This is a genomic window from Nocardia sp. NPDC004718 (assembly GCF_053601535.1).
The window spans coordinates 24,684-49,339 of record NZ_JBSGCA010000005.1 but is presented as its reverse complement, the minus strand read 5'-3'; the positions used below and the strand labels follow the sequence as shown (position 1 = coordinate 49,339).

The 24,656-nt window shown below is 68.2% G+C and carries 23 protein-coding genes and 1 pseudogene; 11 read left to right on the top strand and 13 right to left on the bottom strand.

What is annotated here, in order from left to right:
• The first annotated feature begins 38 nt into the window (after nt 1-38).
• Nucleotides 39-257, top strand: a complete 219-nt coding sequence (locus tag ACWEH3_RS05850; RefSeq protein ID WP_355074840.1) for an MbtH family protein — start codon at nt 39-41, stop codon at nt 255-257.
• A 71-nt stretch (nt 258-328) separates the two neighbouring features.
• Here ACWEH3_RS05850 and ACWEH3_RS05845 read toward each other — a convergent pair whose 3' ends face one another.
• A complete protein-coding gene (locus ACWEH3_RS05845) occupies nt 329-1,864 on the bottom strand; it encodes a helix-turn-helix domain-containing protein (protein WP_450025572.1) in 1,536 nt (511 codons plus the stop codon).
• Nucleotides 1,865-1,931: 67 nt separating this feature from the next.
• Here ACWEH3_RS05845 and ACWEH3_RS05840 point away from each other — a divergent pair, with 67 nt between their 5' ends.
• Together ACWEH3_RS05840 and ACWEH3_RS05835 are read left to right on the top strand one after the other, a co-directional pair.
• The gene (locus ACWEH3_RS05840; protein WP_450025570.1) at nt 1,932-2,120 is read left to right on the top strand and encodes a hypothetical protein; all 189 of its coding nucleotides are present in this window, start codon (nt 1,932-1,934) and stop codon (nt 2,118-2,120) included.
• Between the two features lie 6 nt (nt 2,121-2,126).
• Nucleotides 2,127-2,393 (top strand): hypothetical protein, encoded by a 267-nt coding sequence (locus tag ACWEH3_RS05835; RefSeq protein WP_450025568.1) that lies wholly within the window; start codon nt 2,127-2,129, stop codon nt 2,391-2,393.
• A 211-nt stretch (nt 2,394-2,604) separates the two neighbouring features.
• Here the strand turns inward: ACWEH3_RS05835 and ACWEH3_RS05830 are convergent, their stop codons facing one another.
• From ACWEH3_RS05830 to ACWEH3_RS05785, 10 genes are all read right to left on the bottom strand, one after another.
• Complete coding sequence (locus ACWEH3_RS05830) at nt 2,605-3,492, bottom strand: aldo/keto reductase (protein ID WP_450025566.1); 888 nt, start codon at nt 3,490-3,492, stop codon at nt 2,605-2,607.
• A 351-nt stretch (nt 3,493-3,843) separates the two neighbouring features.
• Complete coding sequence (locus ACWEH3_RS05825; protein WP_450025564.1) at nt 3,844-5,088, bottom strand: TetR/AcrR family transcriptional regulator; 1,245 nt, start codon at nt 5,086-5,088, stop codon at nt 3,844-3,846.
• Between the two features lie 149 nt (nt 5,089-5,237).
• Entirely contained in the window at nt 5,238-6,479 is a 1,242-nt protein-coding gene (locus ACWEH3_RS05820) for a TetR/AcrR family transcriptional regulator (RefSeq protein WP_450025562.1), read from the bottom strand.
• A gap of 278 nt (nt 6,480-6,757) precedes the next feature.
• Entirely contained in the window at nt 6,758-8,122 is a 1,365-nt protein-coding gene (locus ACWEH3_RS05815) for a cytochrome P450 (RefSeq protein ID WP_450025560.1), read from the bottom strand.
• A gap of 154 nt (nt 8,123-8,276) precedes the next feature.
• On the bottom strand, nt 8,277-10,226 hold the full coding sequence (locus tag ACWEH3_RS05810; RefSeq protein WP_450025558.1) for an acetoacetate--CoA ligase: 1,950 nt from the start codon (nt 10,224-10,226) through the stop codon (nt 8,277-8,279).
• Between the two features lie 31 nt (nt 10,227-10,257).
• Nucleotides 10,258-11,070 carry an HpcH/HpaI aldolase/citrate lyase family protein gene (locus tag ACWEH3_RS05805; protein ID WP_450025556.1) on the bottom strand — a complete coding sequence of 271 codons (813 nt, stop codon included), beginning with the start codon at nt 11,068-11,070 and terminating at the stop codon, nt 10,258-10,260.
• 52 nt (nt 11,071-11,122) lie between these two features.
• Nucleotides 11,123-11,608 carry a MaoC family dehydratase gene (locus ACWEH3_RS05800; RefSeq protein WP_450025554.1) on the bottom strand — a complete coding sequence of 162 codons (486 nt, stop codon included), beginning with the start codon at nt 11,606-11,608 and terminating at the stop codon, nt 11,123-11,125.
• Nucleotides 11,605-12,765: an acyl-CoA dehydrogenase family protein gene (locus ACWEH3_RS05795; protein ID WP_450025552.1), complete on the bottom strand. Its 1,161-nt coding sequence runs from the start codon at nt 12,763-12,765 to the stop codon at nt 11,605-11,607. Before ACWEH3_RS05795 ends, ACWEH3_RS05800 begins: the two co-directional genes overlap by 4 nt.
• The gene (locus ACWEH3_RS05790; RefSeq protein WP_452358274.1) at nt 12,762-14,810 is read right to left on the bottom strand and encodes an ATP-binding protein; all 2,049 of its coding nucleotides are present in this window, start codon (nt 14,808-14,810) and stop codon (nt 12,762-12,764) included. The genes ACWEH3_RS05795 and ACWEH3_RS05790 overlap by 4 nt, the downstream gene beginning before the upstream one ends.
• A gap of 5 nt (nt 14,811-14,815) precedes the next feature.
• Nucleotides 14,816-16,414: a carboxyl transferase domain-containing protein gene (locus ACWEH3_RS05785; RefSeq protein WP_450023418.1), complete on the bottom strand. Its 1,599-nt coding sequence runs from the start codon at nt 16,412-16,414 to the stop codon at nt 14,816-14,818.
• Nucleotides 16,415-16,507: 93 nt separating this feature from the next.
• On the opposite strand from ACWEH3_RS05785, the gene ACWEH3_RS05780 reads away from it, so the two are divergent.
• Nucleotides 16,508-17,101, top strand: a complete 594-nt coding sequence (locus tag ACWEH3_RS05780; RefSeq protein ID WP_450023420.1) for an SACE_7040 family transcriptional regulator — start codon at nt 16,508-16,510, stop codon at nt 17,099-17,101.
• Nucleotides 17,102-17,109: 8 nt separating this feature from the next.
• On the opposite strand, the gene ACWEH3_RS05775 is transcribed toward ACWEH3_RS05780, so the two are convergent.
• A complete protein-coding gene (locus tag ACWEH3_RS05775) occupies nt 17,110-17,856 on the bottom strand; it encodes a 3-hydroxybutyrate dehydrogenase (protein WP_452358273.1) in 747 nt (248 codons plus the stop codon).
• Entirely contained in the window at nt 17,853-19,229 is a 1,377-nt protein-coding gene (locus tag ACWEH3_RS05770) for an MFS transporter (RefSeq protein ID WP_450023424.1), read from the bottom strand. Before ACWEH3_RS05770 ends, ACWEH3_RS05775 begins: the two co-directional genes overlap by 4 nt.
• A gap of 141 nt (nt 19,230-19,370) precedes the next feature.
• Here ACWEH3_RS05770 and ACWEH3_RS05765 point away from each other — a divergent pair, with 141 nt between their 5' ends.
• The 7 genes and pseudogenes from ACWEH3_RS05765 to ACWEH3_RS05735 all read left to right on the top strand — a co-directional run bounded on the left by ACWEH3_RS05765 (nt 19,371) and on the right by ACWEH3_RS05735 (nt 24,604).
• Nucleotides 19,371-20,285, top strand: coding sequence for a LysR family transcriptional regulator (locus ACWEH3_RS05765; protein WP_450023426.1), 915 nt, complete (start codon nt 19,371-19,373; stop codon nt 20,283-20,285).
• Nucleotides 20,286-20,383: 98 nt separating this feature from the next.
• Nucleotides 20,384-21,178 carry an alpha/beta hydrolase gene (locus ACWEH3_RS05760; protein ID WP_450023428.1) on the top strand — a complete coding sequence of 265 codons (795 nt, stop codon included), beginning with the start codon at nt 20,384-20,386 and terminating at the stop codon, nt 21,176-21,178.
• Nucleotides 21,179-21,180: 2 nt separating this feature from the next.
• Nucleotides 21,181-21,324, top strand: a complete 144-nt coding sequence (locus ACWEH3_RS05755; RefSeq protein ID WP_450023430.1) for a hypothetical protein — start codon at nt 21,181-21,183, stop codon at nt 21,322-21,324.
• 31 nt (nt 21,325-21,355) lie between these two features.
• The gene (locus ACWEH3_RS05750) at nt 21,356-21,817 is read left to right on the top strand and encodes a GbsR/MarR family transcriptional regulator (protein WP_450023432.1); all 462 of its coding nucleotides are present in this window, start codon (nt 21,356-21,358) and stop codon (nt 21,815-21,817) included.
• A gap of 10 nt (nt 21,818-21,827) precedes the next feature.
• Entirely contained in the window at nt 21,828-22,640 is an 813-nt protein-coding gene (locus ACWEH3_RS05745) for a class I SAM-dependent methyltransferase (RefSeq protein WP_450023434.1), read from the top strand.
• 95 nt (nt 22,641-22,735) lie between these two features.
• Nucleotides 22,736-22,897 (top strand): annotated as a pseudogene (locus ACWEH3_RS05740) (LysR family transcriptional regulator); the annotation flags it as partial.
• Nucleotides 22,898-23,539: 642 nt separating this feature from the next.
• A complete protein-coding gene (locus tag ACWEH3_RS05735) occupies nt 23,540-24,604 on the top strand; it encodes an ATP-grasp domain-containing protein (RefSeq protein WP_450023436.1) in 1,065 nt (354 codons plus the stop codon).
• The last annotated feature ends 52 nt before the right edge of the window (nt 24,605-24,656 follow it).

Here is a 24,656-nt window from a genome sequence, read left to right as displayed (position 1 = left end):
ACCCCGACCTGATCTGACCAGGAAGAAGGAAATCCGAAATGACCAACCCGTTCGACGACGACAACGCCAAGTTCTACGTCCTGATCAACCAGGAGGGCGAACACTCCCTCTGGCCGGTCTTCGCCGCCGTTCCCGGCGGCTGGTCCATCGCCTACGGCGCCGCCAACCGCAAGTCCTGCCTGGAGTACGTCGAGACGCACTGGGTGGACATGCGTCCCAAGTCGCTCATCGAAGCCATGTCCACCGAGGCGAACTGACCATTTGAATACGCGGGGCGCGCCGGTCCACATCCCCCTGCCGACCGGTGCGCCCCGCCTCGTCTGCGGGCTCAGACCTCGGCGTGCGCCGCGTCGATCACCGCGTGCGCGTGCTGCCGCCATTCCGCGACGGCTCTGGTGCGCAGGCCGCCGAGCGCCGAGTCGAACTGTTTCGCGCGCTTGGTGACCGTGAGTCCCACGTAGGTGTGCGCGTTCGTGATGGCGCTGGTCGCCACCGCGCAGGCCTCCTCGACCTCGCCCGAGGCCAGCAGCGCCGTGGCGTGCTCGAAGCGGACCAAGGCGGGCTCCATGGTCTCCGACGGGTCGTACAACGCCATCGCGCGGGCGGCCGCCACGGCGGTCTCCTCGGCGCGGCCGAGCCGGGAATATCCGATGGCCTGATAAAAAGCGAGTTTCTCCGGGCGGAAAGAAAAAATACCGACCGAAAGGTCTTCCGATCCGACGTCTTCCAAAGCCGATGCCGATCGTGCGATACACCGCGCGAATTCATCGGCGTGCCCGAGACTGGCGTGCGCACGCGCCGCCATTCCCCATAACCATGCGGCGGCCGGGCCGTATGACGGATTTTCTTGCAAGCGGCCGTCGAGTAACTGCAAAACTTCCTTCGGTTTATCGCTATACGTCGGCAAATACGCGAGCCCGGCCAGGGCGATGTCCTCCGAATAGCGGTCGCCGATGTCCTGCGCGGCGTGGATCGCGGTGGCATACCACATGCGCGCCTGACCGAAATGCCCCTCGTTGAAGAGGATCTCGCCGACCACGTTCGCCAGCCGTCCGGCCGTGCGCACCAATCGGACCTGCTGATGGGTGGGCTGCCGTTCGCCGAGACAGCCACGCACCAGCCGGAATTGCTCGAGCCCCGTCTGCAACAGTTCGTGGGGCGGAACCTGGACCACCCGCGTGCCCAGGACCTCGGCCGACTGCTCCAGGAACGCCAGTCGCCGTTCGCTGATCGACCCCGCGTCGAGGGTTGCCAGCATCCTCTCCGGTTCGCTCGCCACCAGGTCCGCCGCCTGGCCTGCCATGCCCGCGCCGATGCAGGCCAGCAGTTCTCGCCTTCTCACGTCGTCTTCCTCGACTTCCTTGTCGAGCCCGATTTCCCTACCGAGCTTGGTGTGCCTTTCGGGCGCCGAATCGGCGCGTTCGTAGTCGGGGGTCGGCTCCTGGCGCGTGGTGACAGCGCGCTCGAATCGTTCGGCGACGACTGAATCGACGCCCGACAAGACCCTGTCCAGGAGACGCTGGCTAGCGGCGTGCATCCGGGTTGTCCGGCCGTTCTCCCACAGGACCACGGTGCGCGGTGTGACGCCCACCAGACGCGCGAATTCGTAACGGCTTCGCTTCATCGCCGTGCGAAGCGCATGTACAGCTTCGCCCGTCCAGTCGACCTCCACCATAGGTCTCTCTTCCTCACTCCAGGCCGCTACAAACGGAAAGTACTCGCAATTACCGCATTCGGGTCTGTTATCTACCGAATCGCAACGCGCACTGTTGAATCGCACCCGGCATCGGGGGTCCGCCCAAACCCTGTCGAGGGCGCCCGTTGTCCGGAACCCGGCGCACGGTCCCGACACGGCCCGATCCATCCGTGTCGAGCGCGGCTCCGGCGGCGCCTTCTCGGTGCCGGGTGCACTGCGCTTATGGAGGTGAACGATGGACGTGTTGCACTCGGATGTCCGAGAGCTGTGGTTGATTCAGAGCCGCGACTGCACGCAGGAACCGCTCGGCCTGACCTATGACCGCGCGCGGTTCCTGTGCGCCGTCCATGGCGGGCACGGCGCGCGCTGCAGGCAATACCTAGCCGCGTCGGCGTTCTGTTCCCGGCAGGCCGCCGACCAGTGAGCGGCCGTGAATCCGCTGCTGAGCATGCTCGGCGCGTGCACCTTGCTGGTGGCCGCGATCGTCGGCGTCGGCTCCTGCCTGCCGTACGGCGGCGCGGAGGACGCGCACCGACCGCCCGATGAGCCGTTCACCGTCGAGCAGGCGCACCGCGTGATGCAGGGCCACCGCCCCTGCCGCGCCGACGTCTGCCCCCGCAAACAAGCGGCCTTCCGCACCTTGGTCGCATCCGGCCGCGTCGTCCCCGACAGCAGGGCCGACGGATACTCGCGCTGACCGACTGTCAGCGCACCGAACTCGTTGCCGGCAGCGCGATCCGCCCGCCAACGACGTTCACCCCCTGCACGGGACTACGGCGAGGGAGCCCCGGCAGCGCTGAAGTCCTCGTATCTCCGTACGACGGAGGTACGAGGACTTCCCGGCGTCCGCTCACGCGTCGCGTTCGATCGGTCGCCGCCGCGGGGCGCTCAGCCGACAGCCGTAACGGTCAGTTTCCGGTCGACCCGGCGGCGTCCGACAGTTCCTCGAATTCCTTGTCCGTCAGCTCGATTCGCGCGGCGGCGATGTTCTCCTCGACGTGCGCGACGCTGGAGGTGCCCGGGATCGGCAGCATGACCGGGGAGCGGCGCAGCAGCCAGGCCAGGGCGAGCTGGGCGGGGCTCGCGCCGTGCTCGGCGGAGATGGACGCCAGCGGACCGCCGGGGGCGGCGAGTTCACCTGTGGCGATGGGGAACCACGGGATGAAGCCGATGTTCTCCTGCTCGGCGTAGTTCAGCACGTCCTCGTCGGCGCGGTTGGCGAGGTTGTACAGGTTCTGCACCGAGACGATGGTGGCGAGTTCGCGCACTTGGCGCAGCTGCTCGACGGTCACCTGCGAGACGCCGATGTGCCGGATCTTGCCCTCCTGCTGGAGCGCGACCAGCTCGCCGATCTGGTCGGCCAGCGGCACCTTCGGGTCGATGCGATGCAGCTGGTACAAATCGATCCGGTCGAGGCCGAGATGGCGCAGGCTGAGTTCGGCTTGCTGGCGCAGGTATTCGGGCCGGCCGACCGCACTCCACTCGTTGGGGCCCTGCCGCGTGAGACCGGCCTTGGTGGCGATGACCAGGCCCTCCGGATACGGGTGCAGGGCCTTGCGGATCAGTTTCTCGCTGACGAACGGACCGTAGGAGTCGGCGGTATCGATGAAGTTCACGCCGAGCTCTACCGCCCGGCGCAGCACCCGTACCGCCTCGTCCGGGTCCTTGGGGTCACCCCAGACGCCGGGGCCGGTCAACTGCATCGCGCCGTATCCCAGCCGATGCACCGGAAGATCGCCGCCGATGGTGAAGGTTCCGGATGCCGCGGCGGGTTGCGCGTCGAGATCTGTGCTCATGAGAATCGTCCTTCCGAAGTCGGAAACCGTGCCAATGCTCCACAAGCGTCGCGCTGCGCGGGCTCTTCCTGCCGCAACAGCGCTGCCCCGAGGTCGATTCCCGCCGCGCTGTTCGCCGGTGGCGTAAACCCGGCCGTGCCCCTCGAATCGACCCACGACTTACTCCCGAGGCCCCGGCGCATCGGCAATGCCCAGGCAACTGGCACGCCACCCACCGTACCCGGACCCGCCACCACCGCGACGAAGTCCGTGAGTGGCACACCACCGAGGGGTGTACTCGCGAAATGCCGCAACCATGTGCCACTCGGGCACATGATGTCCGTGTGGTGCGGCGGCGGTGGTGGTGGCGGGCTAGTTCGTTGGGCGGCCGAAGAGGATGACTTGCATGAGGCGGATGACGCGCCGGGGGGAGCAGGCCGGGTCGGCGGAGCCGAAGCGTTCGCCCAGGTCGACTACCAGGGCGAAGGCGGCGTGGACCAGCAGCCGCGCTTCGGCGGCGGACAGCTCGGGCCGCACGCAGGCCAGCAGTTTGGCCCATTCCTCGACGTTGAGGCGCTGGATATTGCGCAGTACCGTGCGCTCCTCCGGCGGCACGTTGCTGATCTCGGCGTAGTAGACGAAGGTCAATTCGCGCTCGGCGAACGAGCCGGCCACATACAACTCGATCAGGGTGTGGAGCGCTTGTTCGGGTGTCTCGGCCGCGGCGACGGCAGGCCCGATGGCGGCCGACACCCGGTCCGCGGCCCGGCGGAACGCCGCTGTGAGGATGTCGCCCTTGCCGCGGTAGAACCGGTAGACCGCCGAGGATGCGGGCAGTCCGGCGGCGTTGGCGATGTCCTCCACGCTGACGTTCGGGTATCCGCGCTGGTGGAACAGTTCGACCGCGCGCATCAGCAGCAACTCGTGTTTGAAGGTCAGCGGGATCTCGGTCGCGGTGAAGTTCTCGGCCTCGGCGTTGCCGGGCGGCGGCAGCTCGCACGCGGCGAGTGCGTGGCAGGCCGCGGTGAGGCGCGCGGTGAGCGTCCGCACCGGGATCGACACGTGGTGATCACCGACGCTGCTGAGCACGCTCAGTTCCGCCGCGGCCAGCACGGCGCGATCGGCCTTCGACAGCGCGGGCCTGGTCTCGGCAAGCAGTGCGGTGAGCGTCGCGTTCACGCCCGCGAGCTGATCGGCCAGCGTGGCCGCGTCGTCTTTCTCCAGGTAGCGCCGCTGCCAGCGCAACAGCGCCGCGCTGCGCCGGTTGACGATGGCGGCCTCGATCAAGGCGTCGAGCACACGCGCGAGCCGTTGCTCGGCGGACAGGTCCGTGGCGTCGGGCAGCCGGACCGCTTCGGCGCTGACCGCGCCCAACCGCAACACTTCCTCGCGGAACAGCGCGTATTTGCTCGGATAGTGGCGATACAGCGCCGCGGAGCTGATGTCGAGCCGAGAGGCGATGTCGTCCATGCTGACGCCGTGGTAGCCGAGCGCCCCGAACGCCTCGGCCGACGCCGCCGCGATCTGGGCGCGGCGGTCACGTGGTCGGCGCCGGATCACCCGTGCCGGTGTCCCGTCGGCCGCCTTGTCCGCGGCATGGCGGTCCTGGGCACCCATGCCGCGATGGTAGTCCAATACAACGTTCGGTACAGCAACGCTACCCGGTCCCGGGAAGAAATGAATGGTAGATCACAAAAATCTGGTGATCAGCCTTGCATGTCGCACTATGCGCCCATCGAAACGAGAATTTCGGATAACTTATCTGGCTATCGCGCGGGCCGTCCGAAGAGCACCAGCTGCATCAGCAGGCGCACCCGGTCCTGGGCGGCCAGCGGTTCGTTGCCGAAGGCGCGGCCCAGGTCGACGACCACCGCGAAAGCCGCGTGGACGAGGATGCGCGCCTCCGCCGGAGCGAGTTCCGGACGCACCTCGCGCAGCAGCCGGGCCCACTCCTCGACGCTGAGTCGCTGGATATTGCGCAGTACCGTGCGGTCCTCGGTGGGGACATGCTGGAACTCGGTGTAGTACACGAAGGTGAGGGCGCGTTCGGCGAACGATCCGGCGACGTACTGCGTGATCAACGCGGTGAGCGCGTCCTCGGAATCGCCGGCCGCCGCCACGGCCGGGCCGACGGCGCCGGAAACCCGTTCGGCGGCACGGCGGAACGCGGCGGCCAGGATGTCGCTCTTGCCGCGGTAGAAGCGGTACACCGCCGAGGCCGCCGAAAGCCCTGCGGCGGTGGCGATGTCCTCCACGCTGACGTTGGGGTAGCCGCGCTCGTGGAACAGCTCGACCGCTTTGCGCAGCAGCAGTTCGTGTTTGAACGAATCCGGGATCTCCACCACCGCGACCGGCTCGACCGCGCGCATCGCGGGCAGCTTCGCGTGGGCGACCGACCAGCACGCCGAATGCAGCAGGCGGGCAAGGGGTTTCGCCGGGAGGGTGGCGTGATGGTCGGCGATGCTGGTGATCGTGCTGAGCAAGGCGGCGCGCAGCACGCGCACGTCCTCCTCGATGAGTTCCGGTCGCAGCGCGGCCAGCTGGCTGCCCAGCGCGCCGAGTACCGTGGCCTGCTGGTCGTTGAGCGTGGTCTGGTCGTCGGGCTCGAGGTACCTGACTTCCCAGCGCACCAGCGTGACGGTGGGGCGGTTGTCGATGGTGACCGCGATGAGCGCGTCCAGCACGTGCCGCAGCCGCTGCTCGGCGGGCCAGTCGGCCGCTTCATCGGGCAGCTCGACCGATTCGGTCATCGCCTGGCCGACGCGCAGCAGTTCCTCCCGGAACAGCGCGTATTTGCTCGGATAGTGGCGGTACAGCGCCGCCGAGCTGATGCCGAGCCCGGAGGCGATGTCGTCCATGCTGACGCCGTGGTAGCCGAGCGCGCCGAACGCGGCGGCCGACGCGGCGGCGATCTGGGCACGGCGGTTCTTCGGTCTGCGCCGGATCTCGCGAGGTGCCGAGTCGCCGCTGCTCGCCTTCCGCGCCGTACGGCGATTGTCGACACTCATGACGAACATCGTAACGACCTGGCCGTATGGCCTGGCTGGCCGTGTCAGGGGATACGGCTCCCGGGGATGAGCGGCCCCCGGGAGCCGTACCTGTTCTCCGGTGCGCGCCGGCATGCGACGAGGCGGGATGTGCGCGCCGGTGCGTCCGGAAGTCGACAACCGGACTCGGCCGAAGCGCGGGGCACCATGCGCGCCGTGCCGAGATTAGCTGTCGAACAGAGACAAACTTACACCAATATAAATCCAGTACAAGAGCTAATCGAACACAGAATCATTGTTCACATACTGGTTGACCGCCGGTCGACCACCACCCGCGCCCGGCCGCGCGGCACCGTGGTGATGTTGCGGATCTTGCCGCGCTCGGGCGCGCTGCCCGCCGGGAGCGAAAGGGCGTCGCGGACGAGGATTTCGCGCAGCACCGTGGTGCCCTCGAGCAGTGAGAACCCCGCGCCGATGCATCGCCGCATACCGCCGCCGAACGGCAGCCAGGTGTTCGGCGCCACTTCGCCGTCGAGGAAGCGGGCCGGGCGGAACACGGCGACGTCGGGGTAGGCCTCGGTACGGCGGTGTGCGAGGACGATCGACGTGGCGACCACGGTGCCCGCGGGCAGCCGCTGCCCGCCGATCGTCATGTCCCTGGTCAGTTTTCGATTGGTGCCGGAGATGATATTGGTGCCGGAGATGATGGTGTGCAACCGCATGGCCTCCTTGAGCACCGCGTCCAGGTATCGGTCGTCGCCGGTGCGCGCGGCCTCCGCGGCCTGCCGCTGGATCTCGGGGTCGGCGGCGAGTTCGTAGAGTGCCCAGGACAGCGCCGAGGCGGTGGTCTCGTGCCCGGCCAGCAGCAGCGTGATGAGCTGGTCGCGCAGTTCGGCATCGGTGAGCGGCGCGTCGCCGTCGCCCGCGCCGACCTCCAGCAGGCGCGACAGCACGTCGGTGCGCCCGGCCAGATCGGTCGCCCGCCGCCGCTCGGCGATCTCCGCGTAGAGCAAGGCGTCGACCGCGGCGAGGTTCTCGGCGAAGCTCTTCCACGGGCCGACCCGCCGCAATCGGCCGCTCTTCAAACCTAGGAAGACCAGCGGATTCAGGTGGACGATCCGATTCAGGCGCGGGTTCAGCTCGGCCCTGGTCCGCGTATCGGTGACGCCGAAGACCACCCGCGTGATCACCTCGAGGGTGAGCGCGTTCATCCGGTCCAGCATGCGCACGGTGGATCCGGGCGCCCAACCGCCGATCTCCGCGGCCGCGATCTCGGAGATCAGCGCCCGGTAGCCGCGCAGCGCGGCGCCGTTGAACGCGGGCATGAGCAGCCTGCGCGCCCGCGCGTGCTCGGCCTCGTCGGTCAGCAGCAGCGAGTGCGGGCCCATGATCGCACCGAGGATCTGGTTGCCCTCGCCCGCGTGCAGGTCGTGTGGATCGCCCGCGAAGATCTCCTTGATGTGCTCGGGGCGGGAGTACACCACGACGCGGTCGGCGAACGGCGGGATCCGCAGGGTGAAGACGTCACCGTAACGGCGCGCCATCGCGGTGAGGAACCGGGCCCGGTCCCGCTGGAACAACGCGCTCTGCACGAGCGGCGGCAGCGCGGGCCCAGGCGGAAAACCCACGGGCTCGGTACGTTCTCGGACGTCCTGTGCGGCCACGATGCCACCTCCACGTGCATGTCGAACCGGCTGTCGCCTCCACGCTAGGAGAAACCCGGACGCCGGTCCACGACGAATCGCGGCCGCCCACGGAAACCGGATCGCCATTCGGCACTCCGATTGCCCGAAACCGACTGTACCCGTGCGTCTTCCCTCAGCCTCGCCCGCCGGGCCGGATCGTGCCGTACCAGTCGAGCAGGTCCGGGTTGTCCACGGCGCTGCGTTCGACGACGCGGCTCGGGTCGGCGCCCTGGAACAGCTTCTTGATCGGTACCTCGAGCTTCTTCCCGGTGCGGGTGTGCGGGATGCCGGGGGCCAGGATGATCTCGTCGGGCACGTGGCGGGGGGATACCTCGGTGCGGATGGTGCTGTTGACGCGCGCTTTCAGCTCGTCGGTGAGTTCCGCGCCGGGCGCGAGGGTCACGAACAGCGGCATCCAGTATCCGCCGTCGGGCTGCTCGGCGCCGATCACCAGCGCTTCGGCGATCTCCGGGAGCCGTTCGACGGATTGGTAGATGTCGGCGCTGCCCATCCGGATGCCGTGCCGGTTGAGCGTGGAGTCCGACCGCCCGTGCACGACCACGCTGTGGTGGTCGGTGATGGTGATCCAGTCGCCGTGCCGCCACACGCCGGGGAACATGTCGAAATACGCATCGTGATAACGCTTCCCGTCCTCGTCGCGCCAGAAGTAGACCGGCATGGACGGCATCGGCGCGGTGATGACGAGCTCGCCGACTTCGCCACGCACCGGCTGTCCCGCCGGGTCGTAGGCGTCCAGCGCGACGCCGAGGAAGGGCGCCGACAGCTCACCCGGCCACACGGGCACGGTGCGCGCGCCTCCGATGAACGCGGACACCACGTCGGTGCCGCCGCTGATCGAGGAGACCTGGACGTGCTCGCCGACGTTCTCGCCCAGCCACAGCGCCGAGGAGGTGGGCAGCGAGGAGCCGGTGATGCCGACGGTGCGCAGGGCCGACAGGTCGTGCTCGGTGCGCGGCACCGAGCCCGCTTTGATGCAGGCCAGCACATAGCCGGGGCTGGCGCCCAGCACGGTGGCGCCGACCTCGGCGGCGATCCGCCACAGCGCGTCGGGGGTCGGCGCGGTAGGGCTGCCGTCGTAGGTGACGATGGTCGCCCCGGCCAGCAGGCCCGCGATCTGGAAGTTCCACATCATCCAGCTCGGGCTGGTGTACCAGAAGAAGGTGTCCTCGGGTCCGATGTCCGATTGCAGGGCAACGGCTTTGAGGTGTTCGAGCAGCACGCCGCCGTGGCCGTGCACGATGCCCTTGGGCAGGCCGGTGGTGCCGGAAGAGAACACGATCCACAGCGGATGGTCGAAATCCACCGACTCCGTGGTGATCACCGGAGGCAGCGCGTCGGTGGTGGTCACCGCCTCGTCCCACGAGGTCGCGTCCGGCACGTCCAGCCCGAGCCGGGAGATCGCGATCGTGCCCTTCAGCGAGTCCAGGCCCGCACGCAACGCGGCGATGTCGTCGCGCTTGTCGTGCGCCTTGCCGCCGAAGCGGTAGCCGTCGGCGGTGACCAGGACAGTCGGCTCCAGTTGCCCGAGCCGGTCCAGCGCGGCTTTCGGCGAGTAGTCCTGTCCGCAGGCGCTCCAGATCGCGCCGATGCTCGCGGTGGCCAGGAACGCGATCACCGCTTCCGGGATGTTCGGCAGATACCCGGCCACCCGGTCGCCGGGCCGCACACCCAGCGATCGCAGCGTCTGTGCGAAAGCGGCGGTGTGGTCGATCAGTTCGGCCCAGGACACCTCGCGGATCGGAGCGTCCTCACTGACCGCCTTGATCGCGGGCCGGTCGGTGCGCAGCTGCCGGATCACCTGGTCCACATAGTTCAACCGGGTGCCGGGGAACCACTGCGCGCCCGGCATCTCCGCGCTCGCCAACACTTCGCCCGCGATGTCACCGAGTTCGAAGTAGTCCCAGACCGCGTGCCAGAACCCGGCGAAATCGTCGACCGACCACTGCCACAGCGCGTGATAGTCGGTCGCGTGCACACCGGTGCGTTCCGCGACGAATCGGGCGAAGTCGGTGATCCTCGCCTCGGCGATGTCTTCTTCGGTCGGCACCCATTGTGGTTGCATCGCGGTCCTCTCGACTCTGGGAACTCTGCGTTCAGGCGCGGTCGGCGCGCCGCACGATCTGCTCGGCGTGCCGGAACACGGGGCCATCGACCATCCTGCCCTCGAAGGCGAAGACGCCGCGGTGGTTCGGCGCTTCCGCCAGCACCCGCCGCGCCCAGGTGAGCTCTACCTCCGAGGGCGCGTAGGCGGCGCGCAGCACCGGCACCTGGCTGGGGTGGATCGCCACCTTGGCGTCGAAACCCACCGCGACCGCGTCCTCGGCCTCGGCCCGCAGCCCGTCCAGATCGCGAATGTCCAGGTACACCGAGTCGAGCGCGAACTTGCCGTAGGCCTTGGCGGCCAGCAGCGCTGTGGAGCGGACGTGGCGGGCCACGTCGCGATAGCCGCCGTCGGCGTGCCTGCTCGCGGTGCCGCCGAGCCCGGCGACCAGATCCTCCGCCCCCCACATGACGCCGATCGCGTTGCGCGCCGTCATCGCCGCGCCGACGGTGAGCGCGCCGAGCGGCGACTCGATCAGCGCGATCACCTCGTAGTCCGCCAGAGCCGTGAGCTGTTCGGCCGACTCGCATTTCGGCAGCATGAGCCTGCGGTAGGCGGTCGCTTTCAGCGCCGCGAGATCGAGCGCGTGGTCCTCGGTACCCGCCGCGTTGACGCGCACCACCGTGGTCGCCGGATCGAGCGGTGTATCCAGCAGCGCCTTGCGCGCCGCCGCTTTGTCGTGCGCGGCGACGCCGTCCTCGAGGTCGAGAATCACGACGTCGCCCGCGGCCGCCGCCTTCGCGAAGCGCTCGGGACGATCGGCCGGGCAGAACAACCAGGCCGGCCCTGCCATCTGCCAATTCATGCGGCATCGCCTCCGGCATGAGCGCGACCCCGCCGACTCCGGGCCGGACGCCTCATGCCACGCCCTCCGGAGCCTTGCGCACCAGCGTCTTGCGCACCGCCGTCGCGACGACCTCGCCGTGCTGATTGCGCGCCGTGTGCGCGAAGGTCACGATGCCCTCGCCCGGACGGCTCTTCGATTCACGCTTGTCGGTGACCACGGTTTCGGCGTACATGGTGTCGCCGTGGAACAGCGGCTTGGGGAAAGCGACCTCCGAGAAGCCGAGGTTGGCCACGATGGTGCCCTGGGTCAGCTGCGCCACCGACAGTCCGATCAACGTGGACAGGGTGAACATCGAGTTCACCAACCGCTGATTGAACGGAGGCAATTGTTCGCTGAACGCCGCGTCCAGGTGCAGCGCCTGGGTGTTCATGGTGAGCGTGGTGAACAGGACGTTGTCCGCCTCGGTGATCGTGCGGCCGGGGCGGTGCTCGTAGACCACCTCGGTGTCGAACTCCTCGAACCACAGGCCGCGCTGCACGACCGTCCGCCGGGTCACAGGCCCAGCTCCCGTCCGATCAGCATGAGCTGCACCTCCGTCGTCCCCTCGCCGATTTCCAGGATCTTGCTGTCGCGATAGTGCCGGGCGACGGCGTACTCGTTCATGAAGCCGTAGCCGCCGAAGATCTGTGTCGCGTCGCGAGCGTTGTCCATGGCGGCCTCGCTGGCCACCAGCTTGGCGATGGACGCCTGCTTCTTGAACGGCTTGCCCGCCAGCATCAGCGCCGCCGCGTCGTAGTAGGCCGTGCGCGCGGCGTGCGCCCGCGTCTCCATCCTGGCGATCTTGAACGCGATGGCCTGATTGCGCCCGATCGCCTGGCCGAACGCCTCGCGCTCCTTGGCGTAGCGCACGCTCTCCTCCACACAGCCCTGCGCGGCGCCGACCGCGAGCGCGGCGATGGCGATGCGGCCCTCGTCGAGGATGCGCAGGAAGTTCGCGTAACCGCGCCCGCGCTCGCCGAGCAGATTCTCCTCGGGGACGCGGACGTCGGTGAAGCTGAGCGGATGGGTGTCGGAAGCGTTCCAGCCGACCTTGTTGTACGCGGGCTCGGCGACGAAACCGGGCGTGTCGGTCGGCACCAGGATCGTCGAGATCTCCTTCTTGCCGCCGGTGTTCCCGGTCACCGCGGTCACCGTGACGAGCTTGGTGATGTCGGTGCCGGAATTGGTGATGAACTGCTTGCTGCCGTTGATGATCCATTCGCCGCCGTCGATGACCGCGGTGGTCCTGGTGCCGCCCGCGTCGCTGCCCGCGCCCGGTTCGGTGAGCCCGAACGCGGCGAGGTTGCGGCCGCTGGTCAGCTGCGGCAGCCATTCCTGCTTCTGCTTGTCGTCGCCGAAGCGGTAGATCGGCATCGCGCCCAGCGAGACGCCCGCCTCCAGCGTGATCGCCACGCTCTGGTCGACCTTGCCCAGTTCCTCGAGCGCCAGGCACAGCGCGAAGTAGTCGCCGCCCATGCCGCCGTACTCCTCCGGGAACGGCAGGCCGAACAGGCCCATCTCGGCCATCCCCGCGACCACTTCGTACGGGAAGGTGTGGTTCGCGTCGTGCTCGGCCGCCACCGGAGCGACCACCGACCGCGCGAAGTCGCGCACGGTCAGCGCGAGATCGCGGTACTCCTCCGGCAGCGTGCCGGTGGACAGGAAGTCGGTCATGCGGGGATTCCTTCTCGTTCGGTGGGATTCGTTACGTCCTGCGCGACGACGCGCGCCAGCACTTGGTCCAGGCGTACCTGTGCGCCGGGCTCGACCAGTAGTTCGACGGTTCCGGCGACCGGCGCGGTGAGCGAGTGCTCCATCTTCATCGCCTCCACGATGACCACCGGATCGCCCGCGGCGACGGCGGCGCCGGAGGCGACCGGCACCGCGATCACCGAGCCGGGCATGGGCGAGCGGATCTCGGCGTCGCCCACGTGCTCGTCGCCGCCGCGCACGTCGACCTCGGCCACTTCGCGCAGCACCGCGATGCCGGACGGTCCGGCCACCCACAACAAGCCGTCCTGCTCGGCGACCCGGTAGGTGCGGCGCAGGCCGTCCAGGGTGAGGGCGAGTTCGCCCGCGCATCGATCGCCGGAGGCGGTGAATACCGCGGTCAGTGCGCGGCTTTCGCCTCCGTCGACCCGCACCGTGCCGTCGTCCGGCGTGCCGGACAGGTAGACGTGCTCGACCCGCTCGCCGCCCGCGAGCCGGATCGGCGTTGGCGCGTCGGCCCCGATCCGCCAGCCGGAGGGCACCTCCCAGGGGTCGCGCGGCGCGGCGGGCCACCGCCGCACCCAGTGCCAGGCCGCCGCGGCGACGAACTCGTCGTCGCCGACGGCGGCGGGCCGGAAGTCGGCGACCCGCCGGTCCAGCAGGGCGGTGTCCAGCCGTCCTTCGGCCACGTCCGGGTCGGCGAGCAGGAAGCGCAGGAATTCGATATTGCTGGTCACGCCGAGCAGCACGGTGCCGGCCAGCGCGCGATCGAGTTTCGCGAGCGCGGCGGGGCGATCACCGGCGTGCGCGATGACCTTCGACAGCATCGGGTCGTAGTCGCTGCCGACGCGCGTGCCGACCCGCAGGCCCGAGTCGACCCGGACACCGGGGCCCTCCGGCTCGTCGAGGTCGAGCACCGTGCCGCCGGTGGGCAGGAACCCGCGCCCGGGATCCTCGGCGTACACCCTGGCCTCGATCGCGTGCCCGACCATGCGGATGTCGTCCTGCGCCACCGCCAGCTTCTGCCCGGCCGCCACCCGGACCTGGCATTCCACCAAGTCGACGCCGGTGACCAGCTCGGTGACCGGATGCTCCACCTGCAGGCGGGTGTTCATCTCCATGAAGAAGAACTCGTCGGGCTGGTCGGCGGAGACGATGAACTCCACCGTGCCCGCGCCCACATAGTCCACGCTGCGCGCGGTGTTGCAGGCCGCCGCGCCGATCCTGGCCCTGGTGGCCGCGTCCAGCAGCGGTGAGGGCGCCTCCTCGATCACCTTCTGGTGGCGGCGCTGCAAACTGCATTCGCGCTCACCCAGATGCAGCACGTTGCCGAACTGGTCGGCGAGCACTTGCACCTCGATGTGCCGCGGCCGGGTGACGAACCGTTCCAGGAACAGCGTGTCGTCGCCGAACGCGGCGGCGGCCTCGCGCCGGGCGCTGCGCAGCGCCTCCGGCAGGCGGGCCGGATCGTCCACCCGGCGCATGCCCTTGCCTCCACCGCCCGCGGACGGCTTGACCAGCACCGGATAGCCGACTTCGGCGGCCGCGGCGATCAGCTCGTCATCGGTCAGGCCGGGCGTGGCGATGCCGGGCACCACGGGGACCCCGAAGGCGGCCACGGTGTTCTTCGCGGTGATCTTGTCGCCCATCACCTCGATGGCGCGGGCCGGCGGTCCGAGGAAGACGATGTCCGCTTCCGCCAGCGCGGCGGCGAAAGCGGCGTTCTCCGAGAGGAACCCGTAGCCGGGGTGGACCGCTTGCGCACCGGTGCGCACGGCGGCGGCCACCACGCGGTCGATGGCGAGGTAGCTCTCCCGGGCGGGGGCCGGCCCGAGACGCACCGCCGTGTCGGCTTCGTGGACGTGGCGGGCGTCGGCGTCGGCGTCGCTGTAGACGGCCACCGAGCGAATCCCCAAGGCGCGCAGCGTGCGGATCACCCGCACCGCGATCTCGCCGCGGTTGGCGACGAGCACGGTGTCGAATCCGACGGGAACGGAGCTGTTCAGCATCGTCATCACATCCGGAAAACGCCGTAGGAGACGGGTTCGAGCGGGGCCTGCGCGCACACCGACAGCGCCAGCCCGAGCACGGTTCTGGTGTCGGCGGGATCGATCACGCCGTCGTCCCACAACCTGGCCGTCGAGTAATAGGGGTTGCCCTGGCTCTCGTACTGGTCTCGGATCGGGGCCTTGAACGCCTCCTCGTCCGCCGCCGACCAGGGCTGCCCGCTGCTGTCGAGCTGGTCGCCGCGCACCGTCGCCAGCACCGACGCCGCCTGCTCGCCGCCCATCACCGAGATCCGGGCGTTCGGCCACATCCACAGGAACCGCGGCGAATACGCGCGCCCGCACATCGAGTAGTTGCCCGCGCCGTAGGAACCGCCGATGACGACGGTGAGCTTCGGCACGCGGGCGCAGGCCACCGCGGTGACCATCTTCGCGCCGTGCTTGGCGATGCCGCCCGCCTCGTAGTCGCGGCCGACCATGAAGCCGGTGATGTTCTGCAGGAACAGCAGCGGGATGCTGCGCTTGTCGCACAGCTCGATGAAATGCGCGCCCTTCATGGCGGATTCGCTGAACAGCACGCCGTTGTTGGCGACGATGCCCACCGGATGGCCGTGGATGTGCGCGAACCCGGTGACCAAGGTCTTGCCGTATTCGGCCTTGAACTCGTGGAACCCGCTCTCGCCCTCGACGGTCCCGTCGACGAGGCGATGGATCACCTCGCGCACGTCGTAGGGAGTGCGCAGGTCGGTCGGCACCACGTCGTAGAGCTCGGATTCCGGCGCGGCGGGCGCGATGACGGGCCGCACGTCCCACGGGACCGGCGTGCGCGGGCCGAGCGTGGCCACGATGCGGCGCACGATGCGCAGCGCGTCCTGGTCGTCCTCGGCCAAGTGGTCGGTGACGCCGGAGGTGCGCGAGTGCAGCTCGCCGCCGCCGAGTTCCTCGGCCGTGACCACCTCACCGGTCGCGGCCTTCACCAGCGGCGGGCCACCGAGGAAGATGGTGCCCTGGTTGCGCACGATCACGGCCTCGTCGCTCATCGCGGGCACGTAGGCGCCGCCCGCGGTGCAGGAGCCGAGCACCGCGGCGATCTGCGGAATCCCTTTGGCGCTCATGGTCGCCTGGTTGTAGAAGATGCGCCCGAAATGCTCCCGGTCGGGGAACACCTCGTCCTGGTGCGGCAGGTACGCGCCACCGGAATCGACCAGGTAGACGCACGGCAGCTGGTTCTGCAACGCGATCTCCTGCGCGCGCAGATGCTTCTTCACCGTCATGGGGTAGTAGGTGCCGCCCTTGACCGTCGCGTCGTTGGCCACGATCACGCATTCCCGGCCGGACACCCGGCCGATCCCGGTGATGATCCCGGCGCCGGGGGAGTCGTCGCCGTACATTCCGGTCGCGGCCAGCGGGGACAGCTCGAGGAACGGGCTCCCCGGGTCCAGCAGCTGGTCCACGCGCTGCCTGGGCAGCAGTTTGCCCCGCGCGACGTGGCGATCGCGTGCCTTCTGGGGCCCGCCCAGCGCCGCGGCGGCCAGCCGGGCGCGCAGATCGTCGACCAGCGCCGCGTGCGCGGCGCGGTTCCCGACGGCCTCTTCGGTAACGGTCATCACGTAATCCTGTCGTCCAGTTAGTCGACGATAACTGAAATTCAGGTTAGTCTTGATTAACCGAGTTGTCCAGATCGGCCGAAAGGACCGCGTGTGACCAGTGCCGAATCCGTCGCGCCGACGCGTCGTGAGCAATTGAAGGCGCAGCGCAGGGTGCAACTGCTGGAAGCGGGAGCGCGGTTGATCGCCGATCGCGGCTTCCTCGGCATGCGCCTGGACGACCTGGGCGCCGCCGTCGGCATCAGCGGCCCCGCGGTCTACCGGCACTTCCCGAACAAGGAAGCGCTGCTGATCGAGCTGCTGGTCGGGGTGAGCCAGCGCCTGCTCGACGGCGGCAAGAAGGTGGTCGCGGGCACGAATTCCCCAGAGGAGGCGCTCGCCGGGCTGGTCGATCACCATCTGGACTTCGCACTCGGCGAGCCGGAACTGATCCGCATCCAGGACCGCGACCTGGACAACGTGCCCGCTGCGGCCCGCCGCGAGATCCGCCGCACTCAGCGCCAGTACGTCGAGATCTGGGTGAGCGTGTTGCGCGAGCTGCATCCCGAACTACCCGAGGAGGCGGCGCGGGTACAGGCCCACGCCGTCTTCGGTCTGATCAACTCCACCCCGCACAGCGCGAGCGAGGCGACCGCGGCACGCGCCCGGCCGGTGCTGCGCGGGATGGCGCTGACCGCGCTCGGGTGAGCGCGCCCTCATCGCGCGCTCCACCCGCCATCCATCGTGTAGGCCGCGCCGGTGACCATGCCCGCCTCCGGCGACACCAGCCAGGCCACCAGCGACGCGACCTCCTCCGGCTCGACGAGCCGCTTGATCGCGCTCTCGGTGAGCAGGATCTTCTCCACCACCTCCTGCTCGGGCACGCCGTGCGCCTTCGCCTGATCCGCGATCTGCTTGTCCACCAGCGGAGTCCGCACATAGCCCGGGTTCACGCAATTGCTGGTGACGCCGTGCGGGCCGCCCTCCAGCGCGGTGACCTTGGACAGCCCCTCCAGGCCGTGCTTGGCCGTCACGTACGCGACCTTGTATTCGGAGGCACGCAGGCCGTGGACCGAGGAGATGTTGACGATCCGTCCCCAGCCCTGCCGGTACATGTGCGGCAGCGCCGCGCGCACCAGCAGGAACGGAGCCTCGACCATCAGCGTGAGCAGATCGCGGAAGCGCTGCGGCGCGAAGTCCTGGATCGGGCTGACGTGTTGCACCCCGGCGTTGTTGACCAGGATGTCGACGTCGAGTTCCAGCTCCTCCAGCGCCGCGACGTCGAGCAGGTCCACCGCCCACGACTTGCCGCCCAGCTCCCTGGCCACGGTCTTCGCGCCGACGTCGTCGACGTCGGCCACCGTGACCGTGGCCCCCCGCGCCGCGAGCGCGCGGGCGCACGCCGCGCCGATGCCGCTCGCGCCGCCGGTGACCAGGGCGCTGCGCCCCGCCAGATCGCTCACCGCACGGTCACTTCGGTGCGCGCGCCGAGGGTCTCGGCGTCGGCGTGATCGATGCTCTCCAAGGTCAGTCCCTTCGTCTCTCGTGCGACGAGCACGGCGATCGCGCTCACCGCCGCCGCGCCCGCCAGGTACCAGGCGATCGGCACCGCGGAGTGGTAGGTGTTCAGCAGCCGGACGGCGATGATCGGCGCCAGCGAACCGGCCACGATCGAGGTCACCTGGTAGCCGAGGGACACGCCGGAATAGCGCATCCGGGTGGGGAACATCTCGGCCATGATCGCGGGCTGCCCGGCGTACATGAAGGCGTGGAAGATCAAGCCGATGACGATGGCGGACATGATGACCACGTTGTGGCCGCTGTCCATCATGGGGAAGGCGAAGAAGCCCCAGGTGCCCGCGGTGAGCGCGCCGATCAGGTAGACCGGCCGCCTGCCGATGCGGTCGGACAGATTGCCCACCAGCGGGATCGCCACGAAGTGCACCGCGTGCGCGGCCAGCAGCCACCACAGGATCACTTGGGTGTCGGCGTGCACCTGCGTCTTCAGATAGGTGATGGTGAACGTGACCACCAGGTAGTACATGACGTTCTCGCCGAAACGCAGCCCCATCGCGGTGAGCACGCCGCGCGGGTAGCGGCGCAGCACCTCCACCACACTCAGCGAGGTCGCCTTGATCTGCTCGGCCTCCCGCTGCGCCGCGACGAAGATGGGCGCGTCGGTGATCTTGGTGCGGATGTAGTAGCCGATCAGCACCACGACCGCCGACAACCAGAACGCGACCCGCCAGCCCCAGCCGAGGAACGCCTCGTCCGACAGCGTGGAGCTGAGCACCAGCAGCACCACCGTCGCCAGCAGGTTGCCCGCGGGTACGCCCGCCTGTGGCCAGCTCGCCCAGAATCCGCGGCTGCGGCTAGGACTGTGCTCGGCGACCAGCAGCACCGCGCCGCCCCACTCTCCGCCGACCGCGAAGCCCTGGATGAAGCGCAGGGCCACCAGCAGCGCGGGCGCCCAGTAGCCGATCTGCCCGAAGGTAGGCAGGCAGCCCATCAGGAATGTCGCGCTGCCCACCAGCACCAGGCTGAACTGCAGCAGCTTCTTGCGGCCGTACTTGTCGCCGAAGTGCCCGAACACCACGCCGCCCAGCGGCCGCGCCGCGAAACCGACCGCGTAGGTGATGAACGCGGCGAGGATGGCATCCAGGTCGCTGGTGCCCTTGGCGAAGAACACCTTGCTGAACACCAGCGTGGCGGCGGTGCCGTACAGGAAGAACTCGTACCATTCCACCACCGTGCCCGCCATCGACGCGGCGACCACGCGGCGCAGGCCGCTGGTCATGCCGCCCGAATCCGCCGCTACGGCGTTGTGCTCCCTCATCGCACTTCTCCTTCGTGCCCGGGGCCACACTTCGTTCTCGATGTGACGGCCCCCACAATGCTTTGGCTGCACCGAGTATTGGTGCAGAGGAATTACGCCGCAATGACCATTTGTGCAGTGCGTCTCTGCAAAGATGCAGATATGCGCCCGGCCACTCCTGGTCGTCCCAGCGCGGACGACCTCCTCGTCCTCCTGGCTGTCGGGCGCTCCGGCCGATTCGTGACGGCGGCAGACGAACTCGGCATCAACCACACCACCATCTCCCGGCGCATCGCCGCGCTGGAGCACACCCTCGGCGGCCGGGTGCTCACCCGAGTGACCGGTGGCTGGGAGCTGACCGATCTCGGCAGGGAAGCCCTGGCCGCGGCCGAGGCGGTGGAGTCGGCGGTGAAGTCGCTGGCCGCGGACGCCGACGGCAACCGGGTGCTGGAGGGGGTGGTCCGGCTCTCGGCGACCGACGGCTTCAGCGCATACATCGCCGCGCCCGCGGCGGCGGAGGTACAGCGGCGGCACCCCAAGATCTCGGTGGAGATCGTGGCGATCACCCGGCGCGCCTCGCAACAGCGTTCGGGGCTGGATCTGGAGATCGTGGTGGGCGAGCCGCAAGTGCACCGCGCCACCGCCACGCATCTGGCCGACTACTGTCTCGGCCTCTACGGTTCCCGCGAATACCTGTACGAGAACGGCGCACCCGCGACGATCGACGACCTGTCCCGGTACCCGCTGGTCTACTTCATCGATTCCATGCTGCAAGTCGACGATCTCGACTTGGCCTCCAGCTTCGTGCCCGCGATGCGCGAATCGGTCACGTCCACAAATGTTTTCGTGCACGTCGAGGCCACGCGCGCATCCGCGGGCCTGGGCCTGCTGCCTTGCTTCATGGCCGATCGCCACGCGGACCTCGTTCGCGTGCTGGCCGATTCGGTGACCGTCACCCTCGGCTACTGGCTCGTCGCGCGCACCGAAACCCTTCGCCGCCCGGAAGTGGCCGCCGTCGTCGCCGCGATCCGCGCCGTGGTCGCCGATCAGCGCGACATCCTCCTCGGTCGTCAATGATCCGAGTTGCTTCGGCTGACTCGGGATTCGAGCCGCAATCTTGACATTGCTAGTCAGTTCAGTGGAGACTGAAATAACTAGCAATGAAGGGAGTTTAGATGGATCTCGAGATCGAGCACGTGACGTTCAACAGCCTCGGCACCGCGTGTGCGGGCGATCTGTATCTGCCCGCGGCGGACGGCCCGGTCCCCGGTCTGGTGCTGGGGCACTCCGGGGTGATGGTGAAGGAGGCGTTGCGGGTTTTCGCGCCGTATTTCGTGCGGGCGGGGTTCGCGGTTTTGGCGATCGACTATCGCACGGTCGGAGCCAGCGCGGGGCAACCTCGCGGCCAGGACTACCCACAGCGACAGGCAGAAGATTTCCGTAGCGCGGTGTCGTACCTGCAAACCCGCCCGGAGGTAGACCCGGATCGGATCGGAGTCTGGGGAGTCAGCATCGGGGGCTCGGTGGCGACGCAGGCCGCGGTATTGGACCGGCGCGTGAAATGTGTTGTGGTGCAGAGCCCGAGCGTGTGGAACGGATGGCGGTATCTGGAGCGGTTGCTCGGCAGGGAGGGCGTCGGCGCGCTGCGGGACCGGTTGGACGAGGACTGGCAGCGCCGATATGCCGGCCACGACAGCGCTCGGGTGCCGCACCTGACGTTGCAGGGGGAAAACGTCGAGAGCACACCGGATCTCGCCGCCGAGATGTTCCCGAACTATCGGAACGAGAAGACCCTCGACTCCGCGGAACATCTCCTGACTTTCGCGCCGGAGGACCTCATTCATCGCCTGGCGCCGACCCCGCTGCTGATGATCGCCAACGGCGGCTGGGATCCATACCACATGCTCGAGGAGGCGCAGAGCGCCTTCGCCAAGGCAGGCGAGCCGAAACGACTCGAGGTGCTGCCTTAGACGTGCTCGGCCTCTACACCGGTCCCGGGCTCGAGGAGGCCATGGCTCTGGCCGTCGAGTGGTTCGACCGGCACCTGCGCCGTACCCGCCTCATCACTCCCACCCCGGCGCCGACCTGGGAGTCGGTGACCGCTGTGCCACAGTAATCGAGCCGAATACTGCGCAGGAGGACACAGCATGCCGGACACGGACCGACAGGACGCCACGCTGAAGTGGGTGGAGCGAGTCGCTGCCTTCTGCGTCGAGGAATGGGGACTGCCCCCCATCACCGGACGAATCCTCGGCCTACTGATGATCTGCGATCCGCCGGAGCAATCCGCAGGCCGGATCGCCGAGGCGATCCACGCCAGCCGCGCCTCGCTGACCTCCAACATGCGCCTGCTGACCACCATCGGCCTCGTCCGCAAGGTGCGGATCCCCGGTGACCGTACCGCCTACTACCGCATCGAGGACGACGCCTGGGAGAAGGTCATCCATCGCAAGATCGCAGGCCTCGGCGCCTTCGGCGACATCGCCGAGGACGGACTCGCCTTGGTCGGCGGCGCCGATCCCGCGCTCACCGAACGCATCCGGGCTGCTCAGCAGGCATTGACCTGGCTGCGCGACATCGCCGCCCGGTCCAAGGACACCACCACATGAAGGACCGATCGTGCATCGAATCCGACCCGACCTGGACCCGATTCAGGAAACCCTGCTCCTCACCCTGCGAGCCCGAGCACTTGACGCGACCACGCGCACCCCGATCCTGGGCGACAACCGCCAAGCCGAGCTGGCCGACCGAATCGACTACGACTTCGCCAAACTGAAGCTGAAACCCAGCCTCATCTGCGGAACGGCGCTACGCGCCAAGAAACTCGACGACGCGGTGCGCGCGTTCACCGCGACGCACCGCAATGCGGTGGTACTCGATCTCGGCTGCGGCCTGGACACCCGCATGCTCCGATGCGATCCATCCGCCGGTGTCGACTGGTACGACATCGATTACCCGGAAGTCATCGAAATGCGCGGGCAATTGCTTCCGCACAGCTCCCATCTGCTGGGCGTCGATCTCACCCAACCGGGCTGGACCGAGCAGCTGCCCGCCGATCGACCAGCCATGCTCGTCGCCGAGGGCCTGCTGCCTTTCCTGCCCGGCGACACCTTCCATACCCTGATCCGCGAGGCGACCACGCACTTCCCGGCCGGTGAACTCGCCCTCAACGGCTACACCCGTTTCGCCGCCTGGGCCATGAAATACCACCCCTCGATCAAAGCCCTCGGCATCAGCGCCGCTCAAGGATTCGACGACCCCCGCGAACCCGAAACCTGGGGCGCCCACCTGACATTGATCGAAGAACAACTCCTCACCCGAGCCCCCGAAGTCGCCCTCTTCCCACAACCGCTCCGCGCCATAACCCGCGCCACAGCCCTCAGCCCCACACTGTCCCGGCAAGCCAACCGAATACTCCGATACGCCTTCTAACGTCTCGAGTCGTTGTTCAGCGCTGGGCGTCATAGCTGCCGGAGCGCTCGCCGCCAATGTCGTAATCGTCGCTGCCAGGCCGAATTGTCTGCGCGGACCTCGTTCGCGTGCTGGCCGATTCGGTGACCGTCACCCTCGGCTACTGGCTCGTCGCGCGCACCGAAACCCTTCGCCGCCCGGAAGTGGCCGCCGTCGTCGCCGCGATCCGCGCCGTGGTCGCCGATCAGCGCGACATCCTTCTCGGTCGTCGGCACTGACGGTCGACTCGGCCCCCGGAGGGCGATGCGACTCGTCGTCCCTCCTGGCTGCATCGGCGGCCTCGTTCCCGCTCGCGCGGCTACATAGCTCATGGTGGGCCGCATCCGGCGTCGACGTGCTGTGACACAAATTACACTTAGCTCGACGGTTTGGAATGGCGCACCGCTATTTCGAAGAGAACTCACAGTAGCCCTGTCAGCTGATCTTCTCTGGATCATGTGACTTAATGAACGAGTGGGGGCAAACGGCTAGCGTACGACTAGGCCGCGCGCGTGGCCATTTCTCATTTCAGGGAAGAGTTGCCACTATTGGGAATGTGTATCATTGAAGATATGAACGATAGTTCACGTGCTACATAACCGCATGGTCGAATAATTCGTCGCCGCGCCATCGGTGTTGGTTCAATTCCAACTCGACCTCGTTTCCGGCACCTTATTCGGGTTCAGTGATTAGACTTCGAAATGGAGAAATCTGTGCTACCGCATGTAACTGTAATTCACCGTGTACGTGGTGTCGATGTTCCGTATGCCGAGCGTATTGATCACGTTCACAATCTCGTCACCTATGTTTGCGCGGGCGGCCTGCTCGACGGCATACCAGGGCAATCAGTGGCGGTCAGAGTCCTCGATGGAGCGACTCCGGTGCACGACACGGTGCGCGATCTCGCGGCACGGTTCGGCACGCCGGAACGCATTGTCGCACTGCACGAGTTCGACCTCCTCGCGGCGGCGGAGTTGCGCGCGGAATTCGGCATCCCCGGCGACCGGGCGGAATACGTCACCCGGTTCCGCGACAAGCTGACGATGGCCCAGGCGGTCGCCGCGCGGAACGTCTCCGTTCCCGCATTCCGCGCCGCACCCGACCTGTCCTCGGTCGCCGAATTCGCCGCGGAGTCCGGTTTCCCGATCATCGTCAAGCCGAGATTCGGCGCCGGCAGCCGGGATGTGGTCAAGCTGAATTCGGAAGCGGATTTCGCCGCATTGCCGGACCTCGCGTCCGAACCATTTCTGGTGCAAGAATTCTGCCCGGATGAAGTCGGCGCCATCGACGGCGTGTGGACGGGTTCCGAACTCGGACCGTGGCGCGCTTCGAAATATCTCGGAACATGCCTCGATTTCGCCAACGATGCGGAAAGCCTGGGCTATATCGAGGTCGACGATCCCGCATTGACCGGTAAATTGACCGAGTTCGCCGAATCGGTTCTTTCCGCACTCAGCTCCGGTGTCCCGACTGTCTTCCATCTCGAATTCTTCGTCGGCGGCGACGGCGATTCTCCCCGTGTCCAGTTTCTGGAGGTCGCGGCGCGCGCGTGCGGCGGGCAAACCACCCACATGTGGCGCGAGGTGCACCGATACGACCTGCTCGGCGCGGCGGTCGACATCCAGCTCGGCCGGACGCCCGCCACGGCGCCGCTCACCGACGGCGAGGTGGTCGCCGAACTGCTCGTCCACCCGCCGGTGACGCCGCCGTGCCGGGTAGTGGACGTGCACTGGGCGGTCCCGGAGGCCCACGCCCCGTACCACTGCTCGATTCCGCAGGTGGGGTCGGTGATCACCGAAACGTTCGGCTATGCCGATATCGGTGCGGCATTCCGGATCCGCGGAAAATCGACCGCGGAAGTCCTGGAATCGGTGCGGCGCACCGTGGCCGGGTTCCGAATGGTGTGCACGGCGCTCGATTCACCTGTCGCGGCGGCGGTCGCCTGATCTGCTCGGACTTCTCTCGTGTCTCGGCTCTCCGTAGCTCTACCGCCGCCGG